General features: G+C 35.5%; 24 protein-coding genes and 1 pseudogene. 16 read left to right on the top strand and 9 right to left on the bottom strand.

Going from position 1 to position 20,764, the window contains the following annotated elements; translation table 11 throughout:
* Window positions 1-266: 266 nt before the first annotated feature.
* Both ACSVDA_RS02650 and ACSVDA_RS02645 read left to right on the top strand, forming a co-directional pair.
* The gene (locus tag ACSVDA_RS02650; RefSeq protein WP_485880619.1) at window positions 267-1,775 is read left to right on the top strand and encodes a sodium-dependent transporter; all 1,509 of its coding nucleotides are present in this window, start codon (window positions 267-269) and stop codon (window positions 1,773-1,775) included.
* Window positions 1,775-1,879: a methionine/alanine import family NSS transporter small subunit gene (locus ACSVDA_RS02645; protein ID WP_485880617.1), complete on the top strand. Its 105-nt coding sequence runs from the start codon at window positions 1,775-1,777 to the stop codon at window positions 1,877-1,879. Before ACSVDA_RS02650 ends, ACSVDA_RS02645 begins: the two co-directional genes overlap by 1 nt.
* 203 nt (window positions 1,880-2,082) lie before the next feature.
* On the opposite strand, the gene ACSVDA_RS02640 is transcribed toward ACSVDA_RS02645, so the two are convergent.
* Entirely contained in the window at window positions 2,083-3,069 is a 987-nt protein-coding gene (locus tag ACSVDA_RS02640) for a M23 family metallopeptidase (RefSeq protein WP_485880615.1), read from the bottom strand.
* Window positions 3,070-3,551: 482 nt separating this feature from the next.
* Here ACSVDA_RS02640 and lipA point away from each other — a divergent pair, with 482 nt between their 5' ends.
* Window positions 3,552-4,445: a lipoyl synthase gene (lipA, locus tag ACSVDA_RS02635; protein ID WP_320209554.1), complete on the top strand. Its 894-nt coding sequence runs from the start codon at window positions 3,552-3,554 to the stop codon at window positions 4,443-4,445.
* 54 nt (window positions 4,446-4,499) lie between these two features.
* Here the strand turns inward: lipA and ACSVDA_RS02630 are convergent, their stop codons facing one another.
* The gene (locus tag ACSVDA_RS02630; protein WP_485880613.1) at window positions 4,500-5,117 is read right to left on the bottom strand and encodes a YhcN/YlaJ family sporulation lipoprotein; all 618 of its coding nucleotides are present in this window, start codon (window positions 5,115-5,117) and stop codon (window positions 4,500-4,502) included.
* A 128-nt stretch (window positions 5,118-5,245) separates the two neighbouring features.
* Between ACSVDA_RS02630 and ACSVDA_RS02625 the strand changes: the two genes are divergently transcribed.
* Complete coding sequence (locus ACSVDA_RS02625; RefSeq protein WP_214481063.1) at window positions 5,246-5,530, top strand: YutD family protein; 285 nt, start codon at window positions 5,246-5,248, stop codon at window positions 5,528-5,530.
* A 263-nt stretch (window positions 5,531-5,793) separates the two neighbouring features.
* On the opposite strand, the gene ACSVDA_RS02620 is transcribed toward ACSVDA_RS02625, so the two are convergent.
* Together ACSVDA_RS02620 and ACSVDA_RS02615 are read right to left on the bottom strand one after the other, a co-directional pair.
* Window positions 5,794-6,045, bottom strand: a complete 252-nt coding sequence (locus tag ACSVDA_RS02620) for a cytosolic protein (RefSeq protein ID WP_320209552.1) — start codon at window positions 6,043-6,045, stop codon at window positions 5,794-5,796.
* Window positions 6,046-6,126: 81 nt separating this feature from the next.
* The gene (locus ACSVDA_RS02615; protein ID WP_485880611.1) at window positions 6,127-6,393 is read right to left on the bottom strand and encodes a DUF3055 domain-containing protein; all 267 of its coding nucleotides are present in this window, start codon (window positions 6,391-6,393) and stop codon (window positions 6,127-6,129) included.
* Window positions 6,394-6,559: 166 nt separating this feature from the next.
* Between ACSVDA_RS02615 and ACSVDA_RS02610 the strand changes: the two genes are divergently transcribed.
* The 3 genes from ACSVDA_RS02610 (at window position 6,560) to ACSVDA_RS02600 (ending at window position 8,589) form a co-directional block, all read left to right on the top strand.
* Window positions 6,560-7,003 (top strand): DUF86 domain-containing protein, encoded by a 444-nt coding sequence (locus ACSVDA_RS02610; RefSeq protein ID WP_485880610.1) that lies wholly within the window; start codon window positions 6,560-6,562, stop codon window positions 7,001-7,003.
* Between the two features lie 86 nt (window positions 7,004-7,089).
* On the top strand, window positions 7,090-7,734 hold the full coding sequence (locus ACSVDA_RS02605) for a helix-turn-helix transcriptional regulator (protein ID WP_485880608.1): 645 nt from the start codon (window positions 7,090-7,092) through the stop codon (window positions 7,732-7,734).
* Between the two features lie 81 nt (window positions 7,735-7,815).
* A complete protein-coding gene (locus ACSVDA_RS02600) occupies window positions 7,816-8,589 on the top strand; it encodes a TIGR01457 family HAD-type hydrolase (protein ID WP_485880606.1) in 774 nt (257 codons plus the stop codon).
* 209 nt (window positions 8,590-8,798) lie between these two features.
* Here the strand turns inward: ACSVDA_RS02600 and ACSVDA_RS02595 are convergent, their stop codons facing one another.
* Window positions 8,799-9,188 (bottom strand): hypothetical protein, encoded by a 390-nt coding sequence (locus ACSVDA_RS02595; RefSeq protein WP_485880604.1) that lies wholly within the window; start codon window positions 9,186-9,188, stop codon window positions 8,799-8,801.
* A 208-nt stretch (window positions 9,189-9,396) separates the two neighbouring features.
* Window positions 9,397-9,894: a phosphatidylglycerophosphatase A family protein gene (locus ACSVDA_RS02590; protein ID WP_485880603.1), complete on the bottom strand. Its 498-nt coding sequence runs from the start codon at window positions 9,892-9,894 to the stop codon at window positions 9,397-9,399.
* A gap of 321 nt (window positions 9,895-10,215) precedes the next feature.
* Between ACSVDA_RS02590 and yutH the strand changes: the two genes are divergently transcribed.
* From yutH to thrB, 4 genes are all read left to right on the top strand, one after another.
* Complete coding sequence (gene yutH, locus ACSVDA_RS02585; protein ID WP_485880601.1) at window positions 10,216-11,226, top strand: spore coat putative kinase YutH; 1,011 nt, start codon at window positions 10,216-10,218, stop codon at window positions 11,224-11,226.
* Between the two features lie 304 nt (window positions 11,227-11,530).
* On the top strand, window positions 11,531-12,829 hold the full coding sequence (locus tag ACSVDA_RS02580) for a homoserine dehydrogenase (protein WP_485880599.1): 1,299 nt from the start codon (window positions 11,531-11,533) through the stop codon (window positions 12,827-12,829).
* The gene (gene thrC, locus ACSVDA_RS02575) at window positions 12,829-13,890 is read left to right on the top strand and encodes a threonine synthase (protein WP_485880597.1); all 1,062 of its coding nucleotides are present in this window, start codon (window positions 12,829-12,831) and stop codon (window positions 13,888-13,890) included. Before ACSVDA_RS02580 ends, thrC begins: the two co-directional genes overlap by 1 nt.
* A 2-nt stretch (window positions 13,891-13,892) precedes the next feature.
* On the top strand, window positions 13,893-14,813 hold the full coding sequence (gene thrB, locus ACSVDA_RS02570) for a homoserine kinase (RefSeq protein WP_485880886.1): 921 nt from the start codon (window positions 13,893-13,895) through the stop codon (window positions 14,811-14,813).
* 261 nt (window positions 14,814-15,074) lie between these two features.
* Here thrB and ACSVDA_RS02565 read toward each other — a convergent pair.
* Window positions 15,075-15,401, bottom strand: a pseudogene (locus ACSVDA_RS02565) (NifU family protein).
* A gap of 74 nt (window positions 15,402-15,475) precedes the next feature.
* On the opposite strand from ACSVDA_RS02565, the gene ACSVDA_RS02560 reads away from it, so the two are divergent.
* On the top strand, window positions 15,476-15,805 hold the full coding sequence (locus ACSVDA_RS02560; protein ID WP_485880595.1) for a YuzD family protein: 330 nt from the start codon (window positions 15,476-15,478) through the stop codon (window positions 15,803-15,805).
* A gap of 283 nt (window positions 15,806-16,088) precedes the next feature.
* Here the strand turns inward: ACSVDA_RS02560 and ACSVDA_RS02555 are convergent, their stop codons facing one another.
* Window positions 16,089-17,156 (bottom strand): NAD(P)/FAD-dependent oxidoreductase, encoded by a 1,068-nt coding sequence (locus ACSVDA_RS02555; RefSeq protein WP_485880593.1) that lies wholly within the window; start codon window positions 17,154-17,156, stop codon window positions 16,089-16,091.
* A 248-nt stretch (window positions 17,157-17,404) separates the two neighbouring features.
* Here ACSVDA_RS02555 and ACSVDA_RS02550 point away from each other — a divergent pair, with 248 nt between their 5' ends.
* Complete coding sequence (locus ACSVDA_RS02550) at window positions 17,405-17,641, top strand: YuzB family protein (protein ID WP_485880591.1); 237 nt, start codon at window positions 17,405-17,407, stop codon at window positions 17,639-17,641.
* A 295-nt stretch (window positions 17,642-17,936) separates the two neighbouring features.
* On the opposite strand, the gene ACSVDA_RS02545 is transcribed toward ACSVDA_RS02550, so the two are convergent.
* A complete protein-coding gene (locus ACSVDA_RS02545) occupies window positions 17,937-18,635 on the bottom strand; it encodes a DUF2225 domain-containing protein (RefSeq protein ID WP_485880589.1) in 699 nt (232 codons plus the stop codon).
* 236 nt (window positions 18,636-18,871) lie between these two features.
* Between ACSVDA_RS02545 and dapF the strand changes: the two genes are divergently transcribed.
* The 3 genes from dapF to ACSVDA_RS02530 all read left to right on the top strand — a co-directional run.
* On the top strand, window positions 18,872-19,726 hold the full coding sequence (gene dapF, locus ACSVDA_RS02540) for a diaminopimelate epimerase (RefSeq protein ID WP_485880587.1): 855 nt from the start codon (window positions 18,872-18,874) through the stop codon (window positions 19,724-19,726).
* A 200-nt stretch (window positions 19,727-19,926) separates the two neighbouring features.
* Window positions 19,927-20,289, top strand: coding sequence for a HesB/IscA family protein (locus ACSVDA_RS02535; RefSeq protein WP_320209538.1), 363 nt, complete (start codon window positions 19,927-19,929; stop codon window positions 20,287-20,289).
* A 277-nt stretch (window positions 20,290-20,566) separates the two neighbouring features.
* On the top strand, window positions 20,567-20,764 hold a 198-nt coding region (locus ACSVDA_RS02530; RefSeq protein ID WP_485880585.1), incomplete at its 3' end, for a transposase family protein.

The raw sequence follows: 20,764 nt of genomic DNA, 5'->3' as shown, positions 1-20,764 counted from the left end.
AACGAAATTTTCCTTAAAAAGCTTATGAATAATAGTATTTGAGCATACTCTACCAATGGTTTGTTTTTATCCATTATTTTGAAATATCTTTTTTGTAAAAAAACAAATAATGTTTTGACAAATGTCATTAGAACTAGCTATACTATGAATAGATTATATTAAATAATCAGAATATATAAAACTTTCCGTTTAAATTTAGTGGAGTTAAAATCATTCTTTTTTACTAGATACGGAGAGGTAAAATATTAAAAGGAGGTAATGCAAATATGGATAATCGTCCACAGTGGGGAACGCGTGCTGGATTTATATTAGCTGCAGTAGGTTCAGCTATCGGCCTAGGTAATATTTGGCGTTTCCCAGCAACAGCGTATGAAAATGGGGGAGGAGCATTCTTTTTACCGTACTTATTCGCCTTAATAACTGCCGGTATTCCACTTCTTGTTATGGAATTTACAATCGGCCATAAATATCGTGGCTCAGCCCCTCTATCATATGCAAAAGTAAGTAAAGGCTCAGAATGGCTTGGTTGGTGGCAGGTTGCAATAGCCTTTGTCATTTCAACGTATTATTCAGTTATCATTGCCTGGGCAATGAGCTATACTGTATTTGCCTTTAACCTAGGCTGGGGGGATAAACCAGTTGACTTTTTAGTTGGTGATTATCTACAAGTTACAGACGCAGGAAGCTTTGGAAGCCTTGTGCCAGGAGTCCTTATACCTCTAATTATCGTCTGGGTTGTAACGCTAGGGGTATTATTTGCGGGAGTTAAAAAAGGTATCGAGATTGCGAATAAAATATTTATTCCAGCACTCGTTGTATTATTTTTAATTATCGTTATCCGTGCAGTAACTCTTGAAGGAGCAATTACAGGTCTTAACGCGTTCTTTAAGCCTGATTGGAGTGCTCTTTGGGATGGTACGGTTTGGGTCGCAGCATACGGACAAATTTTCTTCAGTTTATCTATTGCGTTCGCGATCATGATTACTTATTCTAGTTACCTTCCGAAAAAATCGGATATTACTAACAACGCATTTATTACAGGGTTCAGTAACTCATCATTTGAATTATTAGCTGGTATTGGAGTATTTAGTGTATTAGGGTTTTTGGCTACAGCTCAAGGTGCTTCTGTTGATGAAGTAGTTAGTGGTGGAGTTGGCTTAGCCTTTATGGTATTCCCTGAAATAATTAACTCGTTCCCAGCATTGAACGAAGTGTTCGGAGTATTGTTCTTTGGATCATTAGTACTTGCAGGATTATCATCATTAATATCAATTACTGAGACGTATATTGCTGCTGTACAAGATAAGTTCAAGTTGTCGAGAACAGCTGCTGTATTTTTTGCTGGAGGTCTTTCAGCGGTTATCTCATTGGTTTTTGCAACACAAGGTGGATTGAATTTCCTTGATGTAGCAGATGCATTCATTAATAACTTCGGTGTAGCATTAGCAGGATTGTTTGAAGTTATATTAGTCGCTTGGATTGCAAGAGATTTGAAAAATCTTCAAAATCATGCAAATGCCATTTCAGATATCAAGCTAGGTCTATGGTGGAAAGTTTGTTTAGGAGTTATTACTCCAGTCGTCTTAGGATATATGATGTTTGAGAACTTAAAGACGAACTTGATATCAGAATATGGAGACTATCCAAGAGAATTCATTTTTAATTGGGGTTGGACAGTTGCAATAGGCGCAATGCTTATTGGTGTCATATTCACATTTAAAAAATGGGATAGTAAAGCTTTACAGGTGAAAAAAGATAAGGAGGTATCTGGGTAATGGATGGTAGTGCAATCGTAATGATGGTCCTAGGTATTCTTATCATTTGGGGTGGTTTAGCAGCAAGTGTAACAAATGCTATTTTAAAAGCGAAGAAAAAATAACTAAGAAAAAGCATCGACAATGTAACTGTCGATGCTTTTTTAGTCGGATGCAAACCTATTGCACTTATGCCATCAGCTTACGAAGACAAACGTGGTGCTCGCTCTTTTTGTCCAGCTCCGCATCTTAGTTTTGAGTTAGAAGACAAAAAACGAATCAGTGGATAGGCCTCCTACTTTTCTCGTAGCAATCTGCTAAGTTTTGCTTATTTATTTCGTTCTTGGCGTTCCCATGCTTTTAAATGTGGATATGGATCAAATGACCATTCGATATTTCCATTGTCTTTATACATTCCATAATGCAAATGGGGTGGGAATTTTCCAGCAGTTCCTGGTGGTCCATAACCTGTGCTACCGACAGAGCCGATGACCTGACCTGGCTCTACAACTTGACCAACCTTAATATTATCTGCAAAACCATTTAAATGTGCGTAATAATGATACGTATTAGAAATGTCACGAATTCCTATTCTCCAGCCACCGAGCCTATTCCACCCCTTGATTTCAACAACCCCATAACATGTAGAGCGTACGGGTGTTCCATAATTTGCAAAAATATCAGTTCCTTCGTGGCTTCGCCTTCCTCCCCAACTCCTAGCGTATCCCCAAGTACTTCTATAACTGTAATTACTATTTAAAGATACTGGAAATGCGTGTTGAGTAAGATCGAGTTTCCCATATGTTTGATACAATTTGGCATGACTTAATATTACATCGACAGATATATCACGTTTATAATAATCCCACAATGCTATTTTGATACTTTCATGGTCTGTTCCACTAGCTAAAAAGTGTTGAGTAAAGGTATATAGAACATCTTCCCCGTTTTGCTGATCAGCTAACCCGTCACCATCTCCATCCATTCCTATCCCGCCAAATAATTGAATGGAATAAATATCTTGATCAGCTTTGTTTGGATTTAAAGGACCTGTCCACATATCTGAATTGATATAAATACCTATTATCCCTTCGTCATCAGGTATGTCCCGCCTAATTCGTCGTACATTACGTTCATATTGATCAACAGCAGCCAAATAATACCACGGGATTTGTGTGACTGCTTCAAACTTCTTGTATAGTCCCATTCGTTCACTGTAAGTTTGTTGTACATTTTTTTCCTCAGCATGAACGACATACGTTTCAGTAAAAAGGATTGCAAAAATGATTAATAATACCATATAAATACGTTGCACGAAATTTATTTCTCCCTTCTATTAAAGGTGTTGAAAAGTGAGGAAAAAAATTTGAGTTTGTTCGCTATATCACTCATATCCATTACCGCACAAACTTGAGCGCTTAAAGCTAAGTGTCCTCATGTTAATTCTGTTCGTGAAGCTCCTTTGATCATTCTCTTAGCTACTTAATGTTAGTTTGTAGCTAAGTAGTATTTTAATAATAAAAATCGAGTAGAAATTCTTGGTAATTCTTTTTTCTTGTTCGTTTCTTGAGAAATGTGGTAAAGTGACAGAAGAAATAACATTGATGAGGCTTCTTTGTTTACTTTGTTGCTCATTTGTAAACTACAGCTAAATGAAATTTAATAAATTGTCATGAACTAGTGGGATATGGATCTTTGTGCAACAAGCAATAATCAATGCATAAAGCTAGAAATTTGGATACACACATTGTTTGGATATATAATTAAGAAGATAGCTATAAATTGGAGTTGATAATATTGGCTAACAAACAAGAATATAAACGTAAACCGGAATGGCTGAAAATAAAATTAAATACGAACGAAAATTATACAGGCCTTAAAAAAATGATGCGAGAAAAGAAGTTACATACTGTATGTGAGGAAGCGAAGTGCCCAAATATACACGAATGTTGGGCTGAGCGAAGAACGGCGACATTTATGATTTTAGGAGATATATGTACGAGAGCGTGTCGTTTTTGTGCAGTAAAAACAGGCTTACCTACAGAGCTTGACTGGCAAGAGCCTGAACGTGTAGCTGATTCTGTCCAGTTAATGAATTTAAAGCATGTGGTCGTTACAGCTGTTGCACGTGATGATTTAAAAGATGGTGGAAGTGAAGTGTTTGCAGAAACTGTTCGGGCTATTAGAAGGAAAAGCCCACTTACATCTATAGAGGTGCTCCCTTCCGATATGGGAGGAAAATATGATAATTTGAAAACATTAATGGATGCACGTCCTGATATATTAAATCATAACATTGAAACAGTTAAGCGATTATCTGATCGAGTAAGGGCTAGAGCAAAATATGAGCGTTCTTTAGAATTTTTAAGAAGAGCGAAAGAAATGCAGCCAGATATTCCAACTAAGTCAAGTATTATGATTGGTTTAGGCGAAACGAAGGAAGATCTTATAGAGGCTATGGATGATTTACGAGAAAATCAAGTTGATATTCTTACAATTGGTCAATATTTACAACCTTCAAAGAGTCATTTACCTGTTGTAAAATATTATCACCCTGATGAATTTGCTGAATTTAAAGAAATTGCGTTAAGTAAAGGTTTTAGTCATTGTGAGTCAGGCCCGCTTGTTCGTTCTTCATATCATGCCGATGAACAAGTTAATGCAGCAGCAAAGAAAGCACAGGAAGCATAAATATTTTCTAAAAGAAGTCCAGCTACAATGCTGGACTTTAGTGTATAATGAACTTTATTTTGACATCATATTTGGAGATGTCAATTTGTTAGAATTAAAGTCTGTTCCTTGAGGATATGTCAACATTTTCTTAATGGTTTCTTTAAGTGATTTATCAATACTACTATTAGATGCGTCTAAGGCTCCATACCTTTCAATTTCTTTGCTTATTTCTAGATTATCTGCAACAATAATATCGTAGTACCCTGGAACAACTGACGTTGCAGTTCTCTTGACTTGCTCGGCAGTTAAGTCTCTATCATCAGATTCAGTTTGATAAGCGATTAATACTTCTTCATCAGTTACGAGTGTGGCTACATCTGAAACGTTCGGTAGCTGAGTGCATAACTTACCAATTACGTCAGCTGCTTGTTCTTTATCTAATTTTGCCATCTGATCATATGTTGTATCTTTTCCAGGTATAGGGTTTTTCTGATGTCTCACATATCCATAACGAGTAGGCTCTCTATCGTTTCGCAAGTTTGTTTCATTATATAAATCGTTGCGATCTGTAACATTAACTGTTGTACCGTTTCTTTCATAAAGCGCTTGTTTTTCTTCTGCATTGGTTGCACAAGCTGTTAAATAAAAAGCACTTGATATGCTGACTATCAGTATCATCGTTTTGTTCAATTCAAACACCTCCTCATATACTAACATTGTGCAATTGAAACGGTTTTATAAGAGTAATCGAATGGTAATTCTATAATTTTTATGGTAAAAATAAGGTAAGAACTTCTTTTTCTGCGGAGGTATATATAATGATTTGTATTAATAACCATTGTTTTGAATTAGTAGAAAATATAAAAGATGGATTTAAAGAAGAGGATTTCCGAGCAAGATATTCAGATATTTTAAATAAGTATGACTACATAGTTGGGGATTGGGGCTATAATCAATTAAGGTTACGAGGCTTTTTTGAAGATCAAAATCAAAAAGCAACATTTGATACAAAGATTAGTTCTATTTCAGAGTATTTATTTGAATATTGTAATTTTGGCTGTGCGTATTTTGTCTTGAGAAAAGTAAAGAATAAAAAAAAGTAAGCTAGTATCAATACTATTCTAATGAAGTATTAGAGATCAACATACAACTAGCCTTAAGTTATACCTTTTGTATAGGCTGTTTTCCCATTCATTGTTGCAAAAATCTATAAAAATCATATCGTACACATCAGTTGTTTAAAGTAAGTGAATAATGCAACAAAGTTTGTAAGACCCTTTGTTTAAAAGACCTAGCTTTGTGATATTGTAAAAATAGAAATAAAGTTTACGGTAAGTGTTTGTCTTTGTCATAACACATGAGCACTTTATTTATCATGTGGAGGGTGTGCACCAGGAAATTTGCGAGGAATATCATGATGTAGTGACTTAACCTCATAGTTAAATGCACTATAATAACGTTGACTTGGCTCCCATGAGGAGCTTTTATTCTCAACTCGCTCTTCTTGTCCCCGAGGTGAGCCATAAGGACCTTCAGGGAGTTGTTCTGGCACTATATAATTTTTCATTGCTTCAACATTTTTAAAATCTGAGTAAGATTCATTCTGATTATTATTCATGATAATTACACCTACTTTTTGGAATAATACCAACAGCTTAAAGTTAAATCTATTGGTATTATTCCCAGTGAACAGACTGAATTATACAATCTCTTCTAAAAATGAGCGCAATTCCTGTGCGTCTTCTTCACTAAGCTGATAAGCCCCCTCAAGAAACCCAGGCTCATCCAAATCGTCTTGACCTATAATAGCAAATTTATTACTTAGTAAGTTTAAGACAAGGTGCTTACCGTAATATTTATCTGATTTAATAATTGCCAAATCAAAACGCTGATGCTCTCCCATGAAGCTCACAAATCTTGTTGTTGTTTGTGCAGTTTCATCATATAAAAAGAAACGTTCACTCATATGTACCCCCTCCTTACTATTAGTATATTATATCGTATGAATCAACCACGCAACTTTCTTATGAGTATCTGAACATTTAGGAGGGAAGCAGCAACAATATCGGATCTTATGATGTGGTAGAATAAGGGTAAATAAGTGCAAGTTTGTAAGTTGAAAGGAGACTCATATGTATTTTGTTGATAGACAAAAAATAGAAGCAACATTAGTCTTTTTAGATAATCATGTCCAATTAATTGAAAGTAAAAAAACATTCAATGGGCAAATTGAACAATTGGCATTGGAACGAATAGTACATATTATGATTGAATCGGTGCTAGATGTAGGTAATTTAATCATTGATGGATTCATTATGCGAGACCCAGGAAGTTATGAAGATATAATAGATATATTAATTGATGAAAAAGTCGTTTCCAAAGAAGATGGTGAGGCACTTAAAAATTTAATTCGTTACCGTAAAATGGTTGTCCATGATTATTTACATATAAACCATAAACAATTAATAGCTGAAGTACAGAAAAACATAGCCTGTATTAAAACATTTTCGTCGTCTGTTCTAAACTATTTAGCTAATGAATTAGGTCCAGTAACCGCATTTAGAAGTGAACGATAGCATGCTATGCTAGCCTGCTGTTTGCAACGTATTAATTGTTATAACATGTAAAATCGTTTACAATAAGAAGAGGATGGTGAAAGTACATGCAAAATAAATCCTCTTCAACACGTGATGAAATTTTAAGGTTGCTTAAATTTAAAAAGCGACTGACTGTTATTGAACTTGCTAATGAGCTTGGAATAACAGAAATGGCTGTTAGAAGACACTTAAATACATTAGAAAGAGATTTATATATACAATCTACACTTGTACGTCAAGCGATTGGTAGACCTATACATGTCTATCAATTATCAGCTAAAGGTGAAGAACTATTTCCTCGAAATTATAAATCAGTTACCTTAGAATTTTTGGAAGATATTCATAAAATGGGCGGACAAGAAATGATTCATCAACTTTTCCAAAATAGATTAGAACGATTGACGAAAAGATATGATACTCGATTGAATAATAAAACATTTGAGGAAAAAATTAACGAACTTGCTTCTATTCAAAATGAAAATGGATATATGGCAGAAATTGAACAAAAAGACGATGACGTATTTTACATTAACGAATTTAATTGTCCCATTTCCGAAGTTGCTGAGCACTATGAACAAGCATGTGCTTGTGAATTACAACTATTTAAAGATGTACTTAAAACTGATGTGATTGCATGCTCTTGTTTAGCAAAAGGCGATGATTATTGCCGTTACGAAGTAAAAAAGCCATCAGAAAATATAAAAAAATAAAGTAAACGCTTTCTATTTTTTATAGAAAGTGTTTTTTTTGATAAGATAAGAAAGCACAATGACTATTTAGGAGAGTGTAACATGTTAAAGAAATATGAAGGCTATTTAATTGATTTAGATGGAACGATGTATAGGGGAAAAGATAAAATTGATGCAGCGAGTGATTTTGTGAAAAAATTATATAAGAATAATATCCCCTATTTATTTGTAACGAATAATTCTTCTCGAACGCCAGCACAAGTAGCACAAAAGCTTAGAGATTTTGATATACCGGCTACAGAAGAGCAGGTTTTTACGACTAGTATGGCAACGGCTAACTACATATCAGAACAAAAAGAGCATGCAAGTGCATACGTAATAGGAGAGGAAGGAATTCAAACAGCATTAACTGATCAAGGAATTGAATTAAAGGATAACAAACCTGATTTTGTTGTAGTAGGGATTGATCGAAGTATTAATTATGAGAAACTTGCATTAGGTTGTCTTGCTGTAAGAGATGGAGCAACTTTTATTTCAACAAATGGTGATATTGCGATCCCAACTGAGAGAGGGTTATTACCAGGTAACGGTTCACTAACATCTGTTATTACTGTTTCAACTCAAGTTGATCCAATCTTTATAGGTAAACCAGAAAAAATAATTGTAGACCAAGCCCTAAAAGTACTTGGTGTGCCTAAAGAAAATACTTTGATGGTTGGGGATAATTACGATACAGATATTCTAGCAGGTATGAATGCTGGCATGGATACGTTATTAGTTCATACTGGTGTGACGACTAAGGAATTATTAAAAGGGTATAAGCAGCAGCCAACACACGTCATCAATACTTTGGAAGAATGGATGGAACATATTTAATTCGGCAAAAGGGGACGATCTTTCATTAAGCAATTTAGTTATTGGCGAGGAAAATTAACAATTTAAATTTACCGCAAAATGTTCAATAAAATATATTCAACGCATAAAAACTGCACGTCAAATTGTTAGATACTGTTTAACAATTTGGCGTGATTCAATTCTTAAGCACTTTAACATTTGGTCGATAATTTTTTTACTCATGCACGGTATTAACCTTCAACGATTGCAAGGTATTTCAAGGTTGCCTCTTCGGTTTCAACAAGTAAAATATCTCCTCTTTCTTTGGTTGAGAAAATCTTTGCTCCGATAGGAAGTTTATTCGACATTTCATTGATGAAATCTGTATTAGTATCATTTCTTTCTTTTATTTCACCGATTTGGACATCCTTTGTTAATGATAATTCCTCTACCCAGTCAACCTTAGTTGCGTAGATAACCCCATCAAACTGAAAAATGTCAGCCTTAGGGTCTAAGGTTAAGACTTCTTCTGCATCGATACTGTCAATTGTTACTTCGGTTGTACTTCCGTAATTAGCACAGCCTGTCATAATAAATAGGAGCAATATTATTAAAACAATGAATAATCTTTGTACACTCATATTGGATACCCCCTTTATCCAATTAGACGAGAATTGATGAAAAAAGTTCCAATAATAGCACTTGCAGGGGGGGACAGTTTACACATTTAGCTCCAAGTGCCATCGACTCGAGGTCATAAGCCAATCCGTCAAGGTGGTTAAAAAGCAACCATCCAGCCGAATTGTCTTATGCTTGTCGTCGATAAGCGGGCACCTTCCGCTTTTCTTCTTACTCTGTGTTTGCGTATCTGTGGGCAAGTCGACTTGAGGCAGCTGCGGCAATAGCTCCTACGATATCGTCTAAAAATGTATGACATTTCCCTGAGGATTTATCATTTAAATCTTTAAGTATGCCAGGTTTTTCTTTGTCAATATATCCATAGTTAGTAAACCCGATTGAACCATATACATTGACAATTGATAAAGCGAGTATTTCGTCAACCCCATATAACCCTTCATCTTCAGTGATTGTTGAAAGAAGTGGTTCTTCAAGTAAGCCTTTTTCTGCAAGAATGTCTAATTGAATGCCTGTCAATATAGCATTTTGTACTTCACGTTTAGATAAAACACGTTCAATATTATCTATACATACTTGCTTCGTTAAATCTGGATGATATTTCACTTGTAGAAAATATACAAGGTCAGCAATATCATCGATTGTAACACCTCTTTGAGTTAATAGATCTCTAGCGCTCGTTTCGACTTGATTGCTTTTATTAATTTCCATTATAGTCACCTGATTCCTAAGTGTTTTTTTCTTACAGTTAAGCGTCTCATATTGAATGTAGTTGTTTTTAACACTACCCATGAGATACACGAACAGAAACCTTCATGTTTTATGGAAGTTTTCATCGATGGCTCTAGCTCTCACTTTTCTTATATTTTACTAGTTCATTGTTAAGAATGTGAAAAATATTGCCAGATTGTTTTCTATATCATAAAGGAGCATTGTAGATTATTCAAGTAATTAGCAGCATACATATAAGTAACTTAGCTAAGTTATCACATTATGAAATTGCCTATATTATAGTGAAGAAAGGAGAATAAAATGAACAAAGAGCAAATATATGAATTTTTTGGAATATCTGTGAATGAGAGCTTTTCAAATCCAGGTAGTTTCTTATCACTTAGAAATAACCGTACGTCCTATGTTGCAGTCCGTGTTGATCACCTTGAAGATGATGAAATAATGGAGCTCGATCAGTTTAGTAAGTATTTTGTTCAAAAAGGAGACCAATTCACTGCAACGTTCGTGCCTTCTAAGAGTAAACTATTGTTTGCCCTTATTAATGACCAAAGGTATGCTTTGTTACAATATAAAAATTATCCGTACAGAAAACAAGTACATATAGCAAAGGAACTTGCCAAATTTCATCATATAGGTCGTGGGTTTCCATATTCAGTAACGAGAACTGCTAGGATTGGACAGTGGAAATACTTATGGGAAAAAAGACTTGATCAAATGGAAATATTCTGGGGGAGAAAAATAAAAGCAGAAAATCTAAATGCTTTTGATGAAAAATTTCTATGCTCATTTCCATACTACTTAGGTATAACAGAAAATGCTATTCAATTTCTTGTTGATACAGAATTAGATGAACAGCCATATCCAGTAGATTCTGCAACAGTATGCCATCAACGGTTTACAGAAAATACATGGTCGCATCAACAGCTAGTAAGGTTTCCTACAGATTGGGTTTTTGATCATCCGTCAAGAGATATTGCTGAGTGGTTGCGACATCAGTATTTTAAAGCTGGTAAGTTTGACAACCGTACAATTCCTCAATTTATTTATCATTATGGACGTTCCAAGCAACTATCTCCTTTTTTTATTAGAATATTGTTTGCTCGCTTGCTATTTCCGATACATTATTTCGATTGTATTGAAGAATATTATCGTAATTATAAACAAGAAAATGAAGAAAGGAATATAAAAGCTATAGATACGATCTTACAAACAACAAAGCAGTATGAGCATTTTCTTAAAGAAGTGTATGATTACATGTCGTATGTAAACCAGCAAGGATCTTTAAAGAAAATGGAATGGTTATATAATTGATGTTTTTATAAAGTTTCATTTTGTAAACTTTGTTTTTGCTACTAAGTGATAATAACTAGATAAAGGTTGTAGTCTTAACAAGTACTTTGAAGAAAATGGATTACGACTAAAGGCAAGTTGTATAAATGTCTATAATTTAGTACAATTTACAACAACCAATCACAAAAAAACAGCCATTATAAAAGTATGCGGTTACATTTTTACATTTAAAAAAAGGCTTGTAATCATATGTAATACTCTCTATAATGTCTTTTATATATAAACAAATGTTTCTTTGGAGAAAACAACAAACGAGGTGGGGAGTATGGTACAGTCAATTTCAGTTGGCCTATTAGGTCTAGGAACAGTAGGCTCCGGTGTTGTGAAAATTATTGAAAACCATCAAGACCGTCTTATACATCAGGTAGGCTGTCCGGTGAAAATTAAGAAAATTGTTGTAAAAGATGTGAATAAAGATAGGGATGTTAAGATAGATGCATCTGTGCTTACGACGAATGTTGATGATGTGATTACTGATCCTGACATCGACGTTATCATCGAAGTAATGGGTGGAGTAGATGAAACCCGTTCACACATTTTAGATGCACTCAGAAATAAAAAAAATATTGTTACAGCAAATAAAGACCTTATGGCGTTATATGGCTCAGAATTGTTGACAGTTGCTGCGGAAAACGGTTGTGATATTTTCTATGAAGCGAGTGTCGCTGGTGGAATTCCAATTTTACGAAGCTTAGTAGACGGTCTTGCTTCAGATCGAATAACTAAAATGATGGGAATTGTAAATGGGACAACGAATTTTATTTTAACGAAAATGAATAAATTTGGTAGCCCTTATGATGAGGTGCTAGCAGAAGCACAACAATTGGGATATGCCGAAGCAGATCCAACTGCAGATGTTGAAGGATTAGATGCCGCTAGGAAAATGGCAATATTAGCTACCCTCGGCTTTTCGATGAATATTGATTTAGAAGACGTTTCAGTGAAAGGTATAACAGATATTACGGAAGAGGACCTTCAATATAGTAAGCAATTAGGATATACAATGAAGCTTGTTGGTTTGGCGAATAGAAGTGGTGATCGAGTTGAAGTTAGTGTCCAGCCGACTCTACTTCCGGAATCGCACCCGTTATCATCAGTAAATGACGAGTACAATGCCGTATATGTTTATGGCGAAGCAGTAGGAGAAACAATGTTTTATGGCCCAGGGGCTGGTAGCTTACCAACAGCTACTGCAGTAGTTTCAGATTTGGTTGGAGTAATGAAAAACATGAGACTTGGTATTAATGGTAATAGCTTTATTACTCCACAATATGATAAGCAACTTAAAGCGGCTTCAGAAATTCTTTCAAAATACTTTTTACGTATACATGTGAAGGATCAAGTTGGAGCTTTTGCGAAAATAACTGGTCTATTTACAGCAAGAGATGTAAGCTTTGAAAAAATATTACAGTTACCTTTAAAAGAAAGTGACTTAGCAGAAATCGTATTAGTGACACATCACGCTTCATTACAAGATTATGAGCAAATTTTGCAGCAATTACGGGATTTAGATGTTATATATGAAGTGAAAAGTTCATATCGCATAGAGGGAGAGAGTGTATAATGGCTTGGAAAGGATTATTACATCATTACAAGGAATACTTGCCAATTACTGACAACACACCATTGCTAAGTTTACATGAAGGTAATACACCATTAATCCGAGCTGACAATCTCTCAAAGGAGTTAGGAATTGACCTATACGTAAAAGTAGAAGGTGCAAATCCAACTGGTTCATTTAAAGATCGAGGGATGGTAATGGCTGTAGCAAAAGCAAAAGAGGAAGGCAGTGACACAGTGATTTGTGCTTCCACTGGAAATACTTCAGCCGCAGCTGCCGCATATGCATCCCGTGCTGGTATGCGATGTATTATAGTTATTCCTGATGGGAAAATTGCGATGGGGAAACTTGCTCAGGCAGTCATGTATGGGGCAGAGATATTTTCAATTGAAGGAAACTTTGACCATGCGCTAACAATGGTTCGTAAGCTTAGTGAAATTGCACCAGTTACGCTTGTGAACTCGGTGAATCCATATAGAATTGAAGGACAAAAAACGTCAGCATTTGAAATATGTGACCAATTAGGTTCTGCCCCTGATGTGCTAGCTATTCCTGTTGGTAACGCAGGAAATATTACTGCATACTGGAAAGGCTTTAAAGAATACAATGAAAAGCATAAGACAGGTTTACCACAAATGAGAGGTTTCGAAGCAGAAGGATCAGCTGCGATTGTAAGAGGTAAAGTAATTAACAACCCAGAAACTATTGCTACAGCGATCCGAATCGGTAATCCAGCTAGCTGGGATTACGCAGTTGATGCAGCTAAATCATCAAACGGTAAAATTGATGAAGTAACAGATGATGAGATATTAGCAGCATATCGTCTGTTAGCACGTAGTGAAGGCATCTTTGCAGAGCCTGCATCTAGTGCCTCAATAGCAGGGGTAATAAAACAGCTAAAGAGTGGAGAAATGAATAAAGGAAGCAAAGTTGTGGCTGTTTTGACTGGTAATGGCTTGAAGGATCCAAATGTTGCCATTGATTCTACAGAAATTAAGCCTGTCGTGTTGCCAAATGATGAGAAAGTTGTATTTGACCATATTCAAGGAGCTGTTCATTCGTGACTATGAATGAACGGATCGAGATAAAAGTACCAGGCAGTACGTCGAACTTAGGCCCAGGGTTTGATTCTATCGGCTTAGCTGTTACACGCTACTTAACACTTGAAGTACAAAGAAGTACACAATGGTTATTTCATTCGCTCACAGACGAGTTAAGAGATATTCCGACGGGTAAAGATAATCTCATATTTCAAGTTGCGCAAAAAGTAGCTGATATACATGAAAAAGAGTTAACTCCATGCTATGTAGAAGTTTCTGGTGAAATTCCACTTGCTAGAGGGCTTGGTAGTAGCGCAGCTGCCATTGTTGCAGGAATCGAACTAGCGAATGTGTTATGTGATTTGCATATGACAAATGATGAAAAGCTTAGATTTGCTAGCTTATATGAAGGGCACCCTGATAATGTTGGTGCATCCATTTATGGAGGGTTAATTATCGGTAGCCACCGTCAACATGAAACTGACATTATCGCAGTACATGATTTTGATGTCGATATCGTAGTCGTGATACCTGGATATGAATTGAAAACTGCTGAAGCTAGAAGTGTCCTTCCAAGTGATTTTGCATTCTCAAAGGCTGTTGAAGCAAGCTCAATTAGTAATGTGTTAATAAGCTCTTTATTGACTAATAATTGGACGCTTGCGGGAAAAATGATGGAGCTAGACCTGTTTCATCAACCATATCGATCAAAGCTCGTTCCTGACATAGACGAAATTAGCTCTTGTGCGAGAAGAAACGGTGCCTTTGGTACAGCATTAAGTGGAGCTGGACCAACAATTATTTGTTTTGCTGAAAAAGGTAAAGGTGCAAATCTTCAAAAAGCCTTACAAAGTAGCTTTTCTCAACATAAAATAGAATTTCTTTCTGTAGACAATCAAGGGAGCACGGTAGTTCAAACATCGAAGGAAAAGGAAGAAGTGAACTGACTTTTCTGTAACTAACCATAAAAGCTCGGTCTTGTCTTAATAAAAGCTTCTTTTCGTAAAATTTTGTTGTTATTTATAAAAAATTGCAACACAGAGAGGTCGTTAGAAGAAAAGATGCGATAAGATCATATGTATCTTCCGTGTTTATATTTTACTATGAACAACAATAATCAATTTAAAAACTCTACAAAAAAAGCGAAACCTCCATCCAGGAAGGTTTCGCTTTTCATATTGATGACTAATATGACATATTATATCAGGTTAGAAAACCTGTTCTACTTCAACTACACCTGGTACTTCCTCTAGAAGTGCACGCTCAATACCTGCTTTTAATGTAATTGTTGAACTCGGACAACTACCACATGCACCTAATAAACGTAACTTTACAATACCGTCTTCTACGTCAACTAATTCACAATCTCCTCCGTCGCGTAAAAGAAATGGGCGAAGTTTATCTAAAACTTCTTGTACTTGTTCTTCCATAACTAATTCAGCCAAGATTATCGACTCCTTTCCTTATTATCTATTATAAACAGTGTAATGAAAAAAATCTATCGTACGAACTTGGATATTTACCGATTGAGTTATAGAAAAAGTTTCGTTAGCAATCGTTTTCTTGTACAATAAGATAAGAACACTGAAAAAGAGGAGTGTCTTACCTTATGACTATATTACAACAAGTAGAAGTTTGTGTATACGGTACGGAAGTATTATGTCCTAGTTGTGTAAACTTACCATCTTCGAAAGAAACATATGAATGGTTGGATGCTGCAATAACGAGAAAATTTCCTAATCAGCCATTTACAATATCATATGTTGATATATACGCTCCCCCTTCAAAGGAAGACAAACAGAGCTTCGCTACTAGAGTGATAGAAGAGGATATGTTTTATCCAGTAGTTGTTATTAATGACAATATTGTTGGTGAAGGAAACCCTAAATTAAAAGCTGTATTTGAAGAAATGGAGAAATACGGCTATCAACAAGGATAACAAGCATATGACTAAGTGAATGCAAACCAAAGTTCATAAACAAAGTAATGTTCGCATTAATAAGATTAATAGCAAAAAATACAGTGAAAAGACGGGTAACAACCCGTCTTTTCTTGATTAATGTACCGATGTAATCTTGCATAGCATAGTCAGCCATTGAAGACGTTTTATTAAAATCAGAGGCAAAAAAACCTCTGATTTTAATATGCTCGGGGATGGTCAACCTGCTTGTGATATTCTTAAAGTAGCTCGAGGTATGCTCAATGAGTATCTGAGTCCGAGTTTAACCTCTGTGATTTTTATACATCCACAGAATTCCTGATTTTAATAGGCGAGGAACTCTTCCCATTAGAGGTCTATCTGCAAGTAAACCGAAACCATGTTTTTTACCTAGAGAACCTAGAACACCCTTTAATTTAATTGGTGGGAATTCACTTGGTGGTTCTTCATTATTCCAGCGCTTAAGAAGCACTTGAACGATTTGTTCAGCTTGCCCTTCAGCTAGTTGTGCACTAGGTGCGTGTGGCAGGCTGGCACAATCACCAACTACATAGACATTTTCATTTTCAGGAATGTTATGCTGGTTCGTTAATACTACGCGTCCTTGTGCATCTTTTTCGGCAGGTAAAGCTTGAACGACTTTATTTGGCTGAATGCCTGCTGTCCAAACAATTGCATCACTTGCGATGCCTTCATCATGATTATATAAGGCATTTTCTTCTACTTTCGTAATACAAGCATTATTAATTAACTCTATGTTATGTTCTAAAAACCATGACTCAACATACTTACTTAAACGTTCAGGGAACATTGATAAAATGTGTTTTCCACGGTCGAATAGTTTGATGTTTAAATCAACACGGCTTTCATGTAATTCACTCGCTAACTCTACGCCGCTTAGTCCTGCACCTACAATAGAGACAGTGGAACCTGCTGGTAAGTTATTCAGCCTTTGGTAAGTGTCTCTTGAATTATCAATTGTTTGAATACTGTAAGTATATTCTTGCGCTCCAGGAACGCCATGATATTTGTCTTCACAGCCTAAACCAATGATTAAATCATCATAAGATAACGGTTCTCGATCTTGAAATTCAACTGTTTTATCTTCCAAATTAATGTTCGTAACTTCTCCATATAAGAGGTTCAACCGATCGTGCTCAGGAAAAGATACTCGCACGTGCGTATCTGAAATGGTACCGGCTGCCAGAGCATAGTATTCGGTTTTTAAGCAATGATATGGAATGCGATCAACTAGAGTAACTTGGACATCATTTGGTAGTTCGTTGGGTAAAAGGCGATGAAGGATACGCATACCACCGTATCCGCCACCAAGAATGACAAGGTTTTTCATTGTTGACTTCCCCTTTGTTAAAAAAGTAAGAGATTACGAAAGGTACTTCATAAATTTTCTATAAAATATATAATGTTATACATATTAATATGGTTAATAACTAAATAATGATGAAACCATAAAAAAGTATAACTAAATTACGACAAAATAACAACAAATATTCCATATTTCTTGACAAAATTTGAGCAATATTGTTGACGAAACAGCAAAAAATGAGTAGCATATAAAATCAATGAGAGGTGAAAAAAATGAAGCCTATTATTGAATTTTGTGTTAGTAATTTAGCTAATGGTGGTCAACAAGCACGTGAAAAGCTTGAGAAGGATCCTAATTTAGATATCATTGAATATGGATGTTTAGGCTATTGTGGTAAATGTGCCCAATCCTTGTTTGCACTTGTCAATGGAGAGATTGTTTTAGGAAAAGATGCTGATGAACTCGTAAATAATATATATCAATATTTAGAGGATAATCCGATGTTTTAATGAGACTCTTTTCGTAAATTCTGTTGCTAATGGTACTAAACTGAGATTTAATATGACTGCCGTCATTTTATAGAAGGAAAAGTGCTTTGTAATCTAAGTTGTTTTCGTATTTAATTCTTCGTACAAAATAATATATATGTGGTAACAGAATAAGCAAAGTGCACTCATTTATTAGTGCACTTTTTGTGATTACTATTTTGATTGGTCATGCTATAGCTTCCTTAACTTGATAACCTAATTGCCTAATCTGCTTTAATCAATCATGCTCGAAGACATAATCGAACAACAGTCTGTCCTAATCGAGAGTAACCATTTGTCGATCATGGCGGATTTCATACCACCGCTCTCTCGTCATGCTAATAATGCCGTATTCAATCGTGTTATTTTGCTGTTCAAGAACTTTTGAAAAATATCGAATAGCTTGCTCATCATTACCAATCCTTCGGTTCAATTCTCCAATCATATACAAGATACGAATTTCAGACATTTGGGTAAAGTTAAAGTCGTCGGTCATATACGACTGAATATACTCCTGTAGTGCTAATTTCATAAAACGTTTTTCTTGTTTTTGGTTTGTTAATTTACGATATAACCAAGCTGTACGAAGATACATCCCAGCAATTGTTATATGTTTTTCTTTCTTAAGTAATGCACTATATATTGCTAATTTATATGTATCAATCGCATCTTTCTTTGTCCGAATCCCACAGTAATTTTTACCTGCCCAGTTGTCACAAATATTTTTTTTAATCGTTTCTATCGTTAAAGGCGGGAAAACCTCTTCAAACTTATTTGAACTAGAAAACCCACAATGAGGGCACACACAAATGTAATAAAGTGAAGGATCGTATGCTTCATTTTTATATTGAGGACAGAAATCTGACTCATGAAGAGAAATTTTCGTATAACGTGATCTAACCTTTTGAGTAGTATAAGTTTTTTTACATAGCAAGCATGTAGGTTTATAATCATAGAATGGAGGGATCGTATTCATCTTGCTTCCTTCCTAACTAGCAGTTTATATTTCCTGAGTACAAAATCATATTTATTTAATTATATCGTAAAATATATGAAATTAGTACTACTAATGCTGAGTCGAAAGAAACAAAAAGAAGTCCTTCAAATAAAATGAAGGACGATATCATACGGGGGATAATTCCAGTATGAACAAAAAATGAGTACAATATACATGAAGACTAACGGAAAAAAATATATGGAGGGTATGTTGCAATGAATCAACTGACTTTCACTAAAATGCATGGTCTAGGCAATAATTATATATATGTAAATATGTTCGAGGAAAAGCTTAAAGAGTCACAAATAGCTGAGCTTGCTATAAAAGTTTCTAATGTGAATACAGGAATTGGCTCAGACGGAATGATTTTAATATGTCCGTCAGAAGTAGCCGCTGTGAAGATGAGGATTTTTAATAATGACGGTTCAGAAGGGAAAAACTGCGGAAATGGTCTCAGATGTGTTGCGAAATATGTGTACGAACATAAAATAGTGAGTGACAAGGCATTTCCCATCGAAACACTATCAGGTGTTGTATATGCGCAAATTCAAGAAGAGGAAGGCAAAGTCATTAGTATAACGATAGATATGGGTAAACCACAATTAAAACGGTCTCAAATTCCTATGGTTGGTGATGATAAGGAAATTGTTGTAAGTGAGAAAAATATCTTTGCTGGTGAAGAGCGAGAAGTGACACTTGTCTCTATGGGGAATCCACATGCCATTTTTTACGTTGAACATATTGATGAGGCTCCATTAACGTCGGAAGGACCATTAATTGAGAAGGATGCCAGGTTCCCAGAAGGAATTAATGTTGAATATGTTGAAGTCGTTAATGATCACGAACTTCATTTCCGAGTTTGGGAAAGAGGATCAGGTATTACTCAAGCTTGTGGAACAGGTGCATGCGCAGCAGTAGTCGCATCTGTATTAAATAACAAGACGATACGTAACAAAGAAACACTTGTACATTTAGCAGGTGGGGATTTACGCATCACATGGACAAATGAAGGGAATGTCCTAATGACAGGACCTGCTGAAACTATATGTATGGGCACGTATTACTACTAGAAGATATATCAATTTCTACCTTTATAATCCCATGTTATGATAGGGCTAATTATTTGTATAGCCAAAAGGGGAAAGGTATACTAAAAGAAAAATAAAGTACAATAGTCAACTTTCTACACATTGAAGTTTAGAGTTGAATCGACTTGGGCGGCTATAATGCAAAGCTAGACAAGTAAAATCTCAGATTGGAGGGAAGATGAATGAGTGATATTTTAGAAATAACTGAATCAGCAGCACATCAAATCAATGCGATGAAGAAAGAAAATGAAGAAGAAGGAGCTCTTCTTCGCATTGGAGTCCAAGGTGGCGGATGTAGTGGACTATCGTATGGCATGGGCTTTGAACATGAAGTAGCCGAAGGTGATATCCAATTTGAACAACACGGGATTCAAATGGTCGTTGACGAGGAAAGCGCACCAATATTAAAGGGAGTAAAAATTGATTACAAACAGTCTTTAATGGGTGGGGGCTTTACGATCGATAATCCGAACGCCATCGCCAATTGTGGCTGTGGTTCATCGTTCCGTACATCAACGAATGAGGGCACACCTGAAGAGTGTTAGATGATAAAAGGAGATCAGGGCTCTAGATGTTGCATGTTGAGGTATTAAAAACAACCCCTATAACGAGAATTGAAGGTTGTAAAAATAACAGGCTTCTTAACGGTAAACCTTTAACTGTTGAGAGGCCTTTTCTATAGCATTGAAGCAACGAAAATGGGTTCTATAATAAATGTTGGGGTTTATACACAATTTGAGTGCATAAAAAAGAGCACGATATCACCCATTCTTTTATACTTGAGTTGTCGAGAAACAAGTATGAAATGGGGATACGTGCATTATGAATTCTAACATAGTTTTACCAGGATTTGAAGAAGTGGTTATCAAGTATACAGAGTTTATAGAAGATAAATTTTGTTTTCATGTGGAGATTCCAGTGATAGGTCACACTTGCCCAAACTGTGGGACCCTAACATCAAAGATACACGATTATAGAACCCAAAAGATCAAACACTTAAAAATGTTTGAACGACAAACC

Source organism: Cytobacillus sp. Hm23 (assembly GCF_051842895.1).
Classification (GTDB): domain Bacteria; phylum Bacillota; class Bacilli; order Bacillales; family SM2101; genus Nanhaiella.
This window is presented reverse-complemented; position numbering and strand designations above follow the sequence as displayed.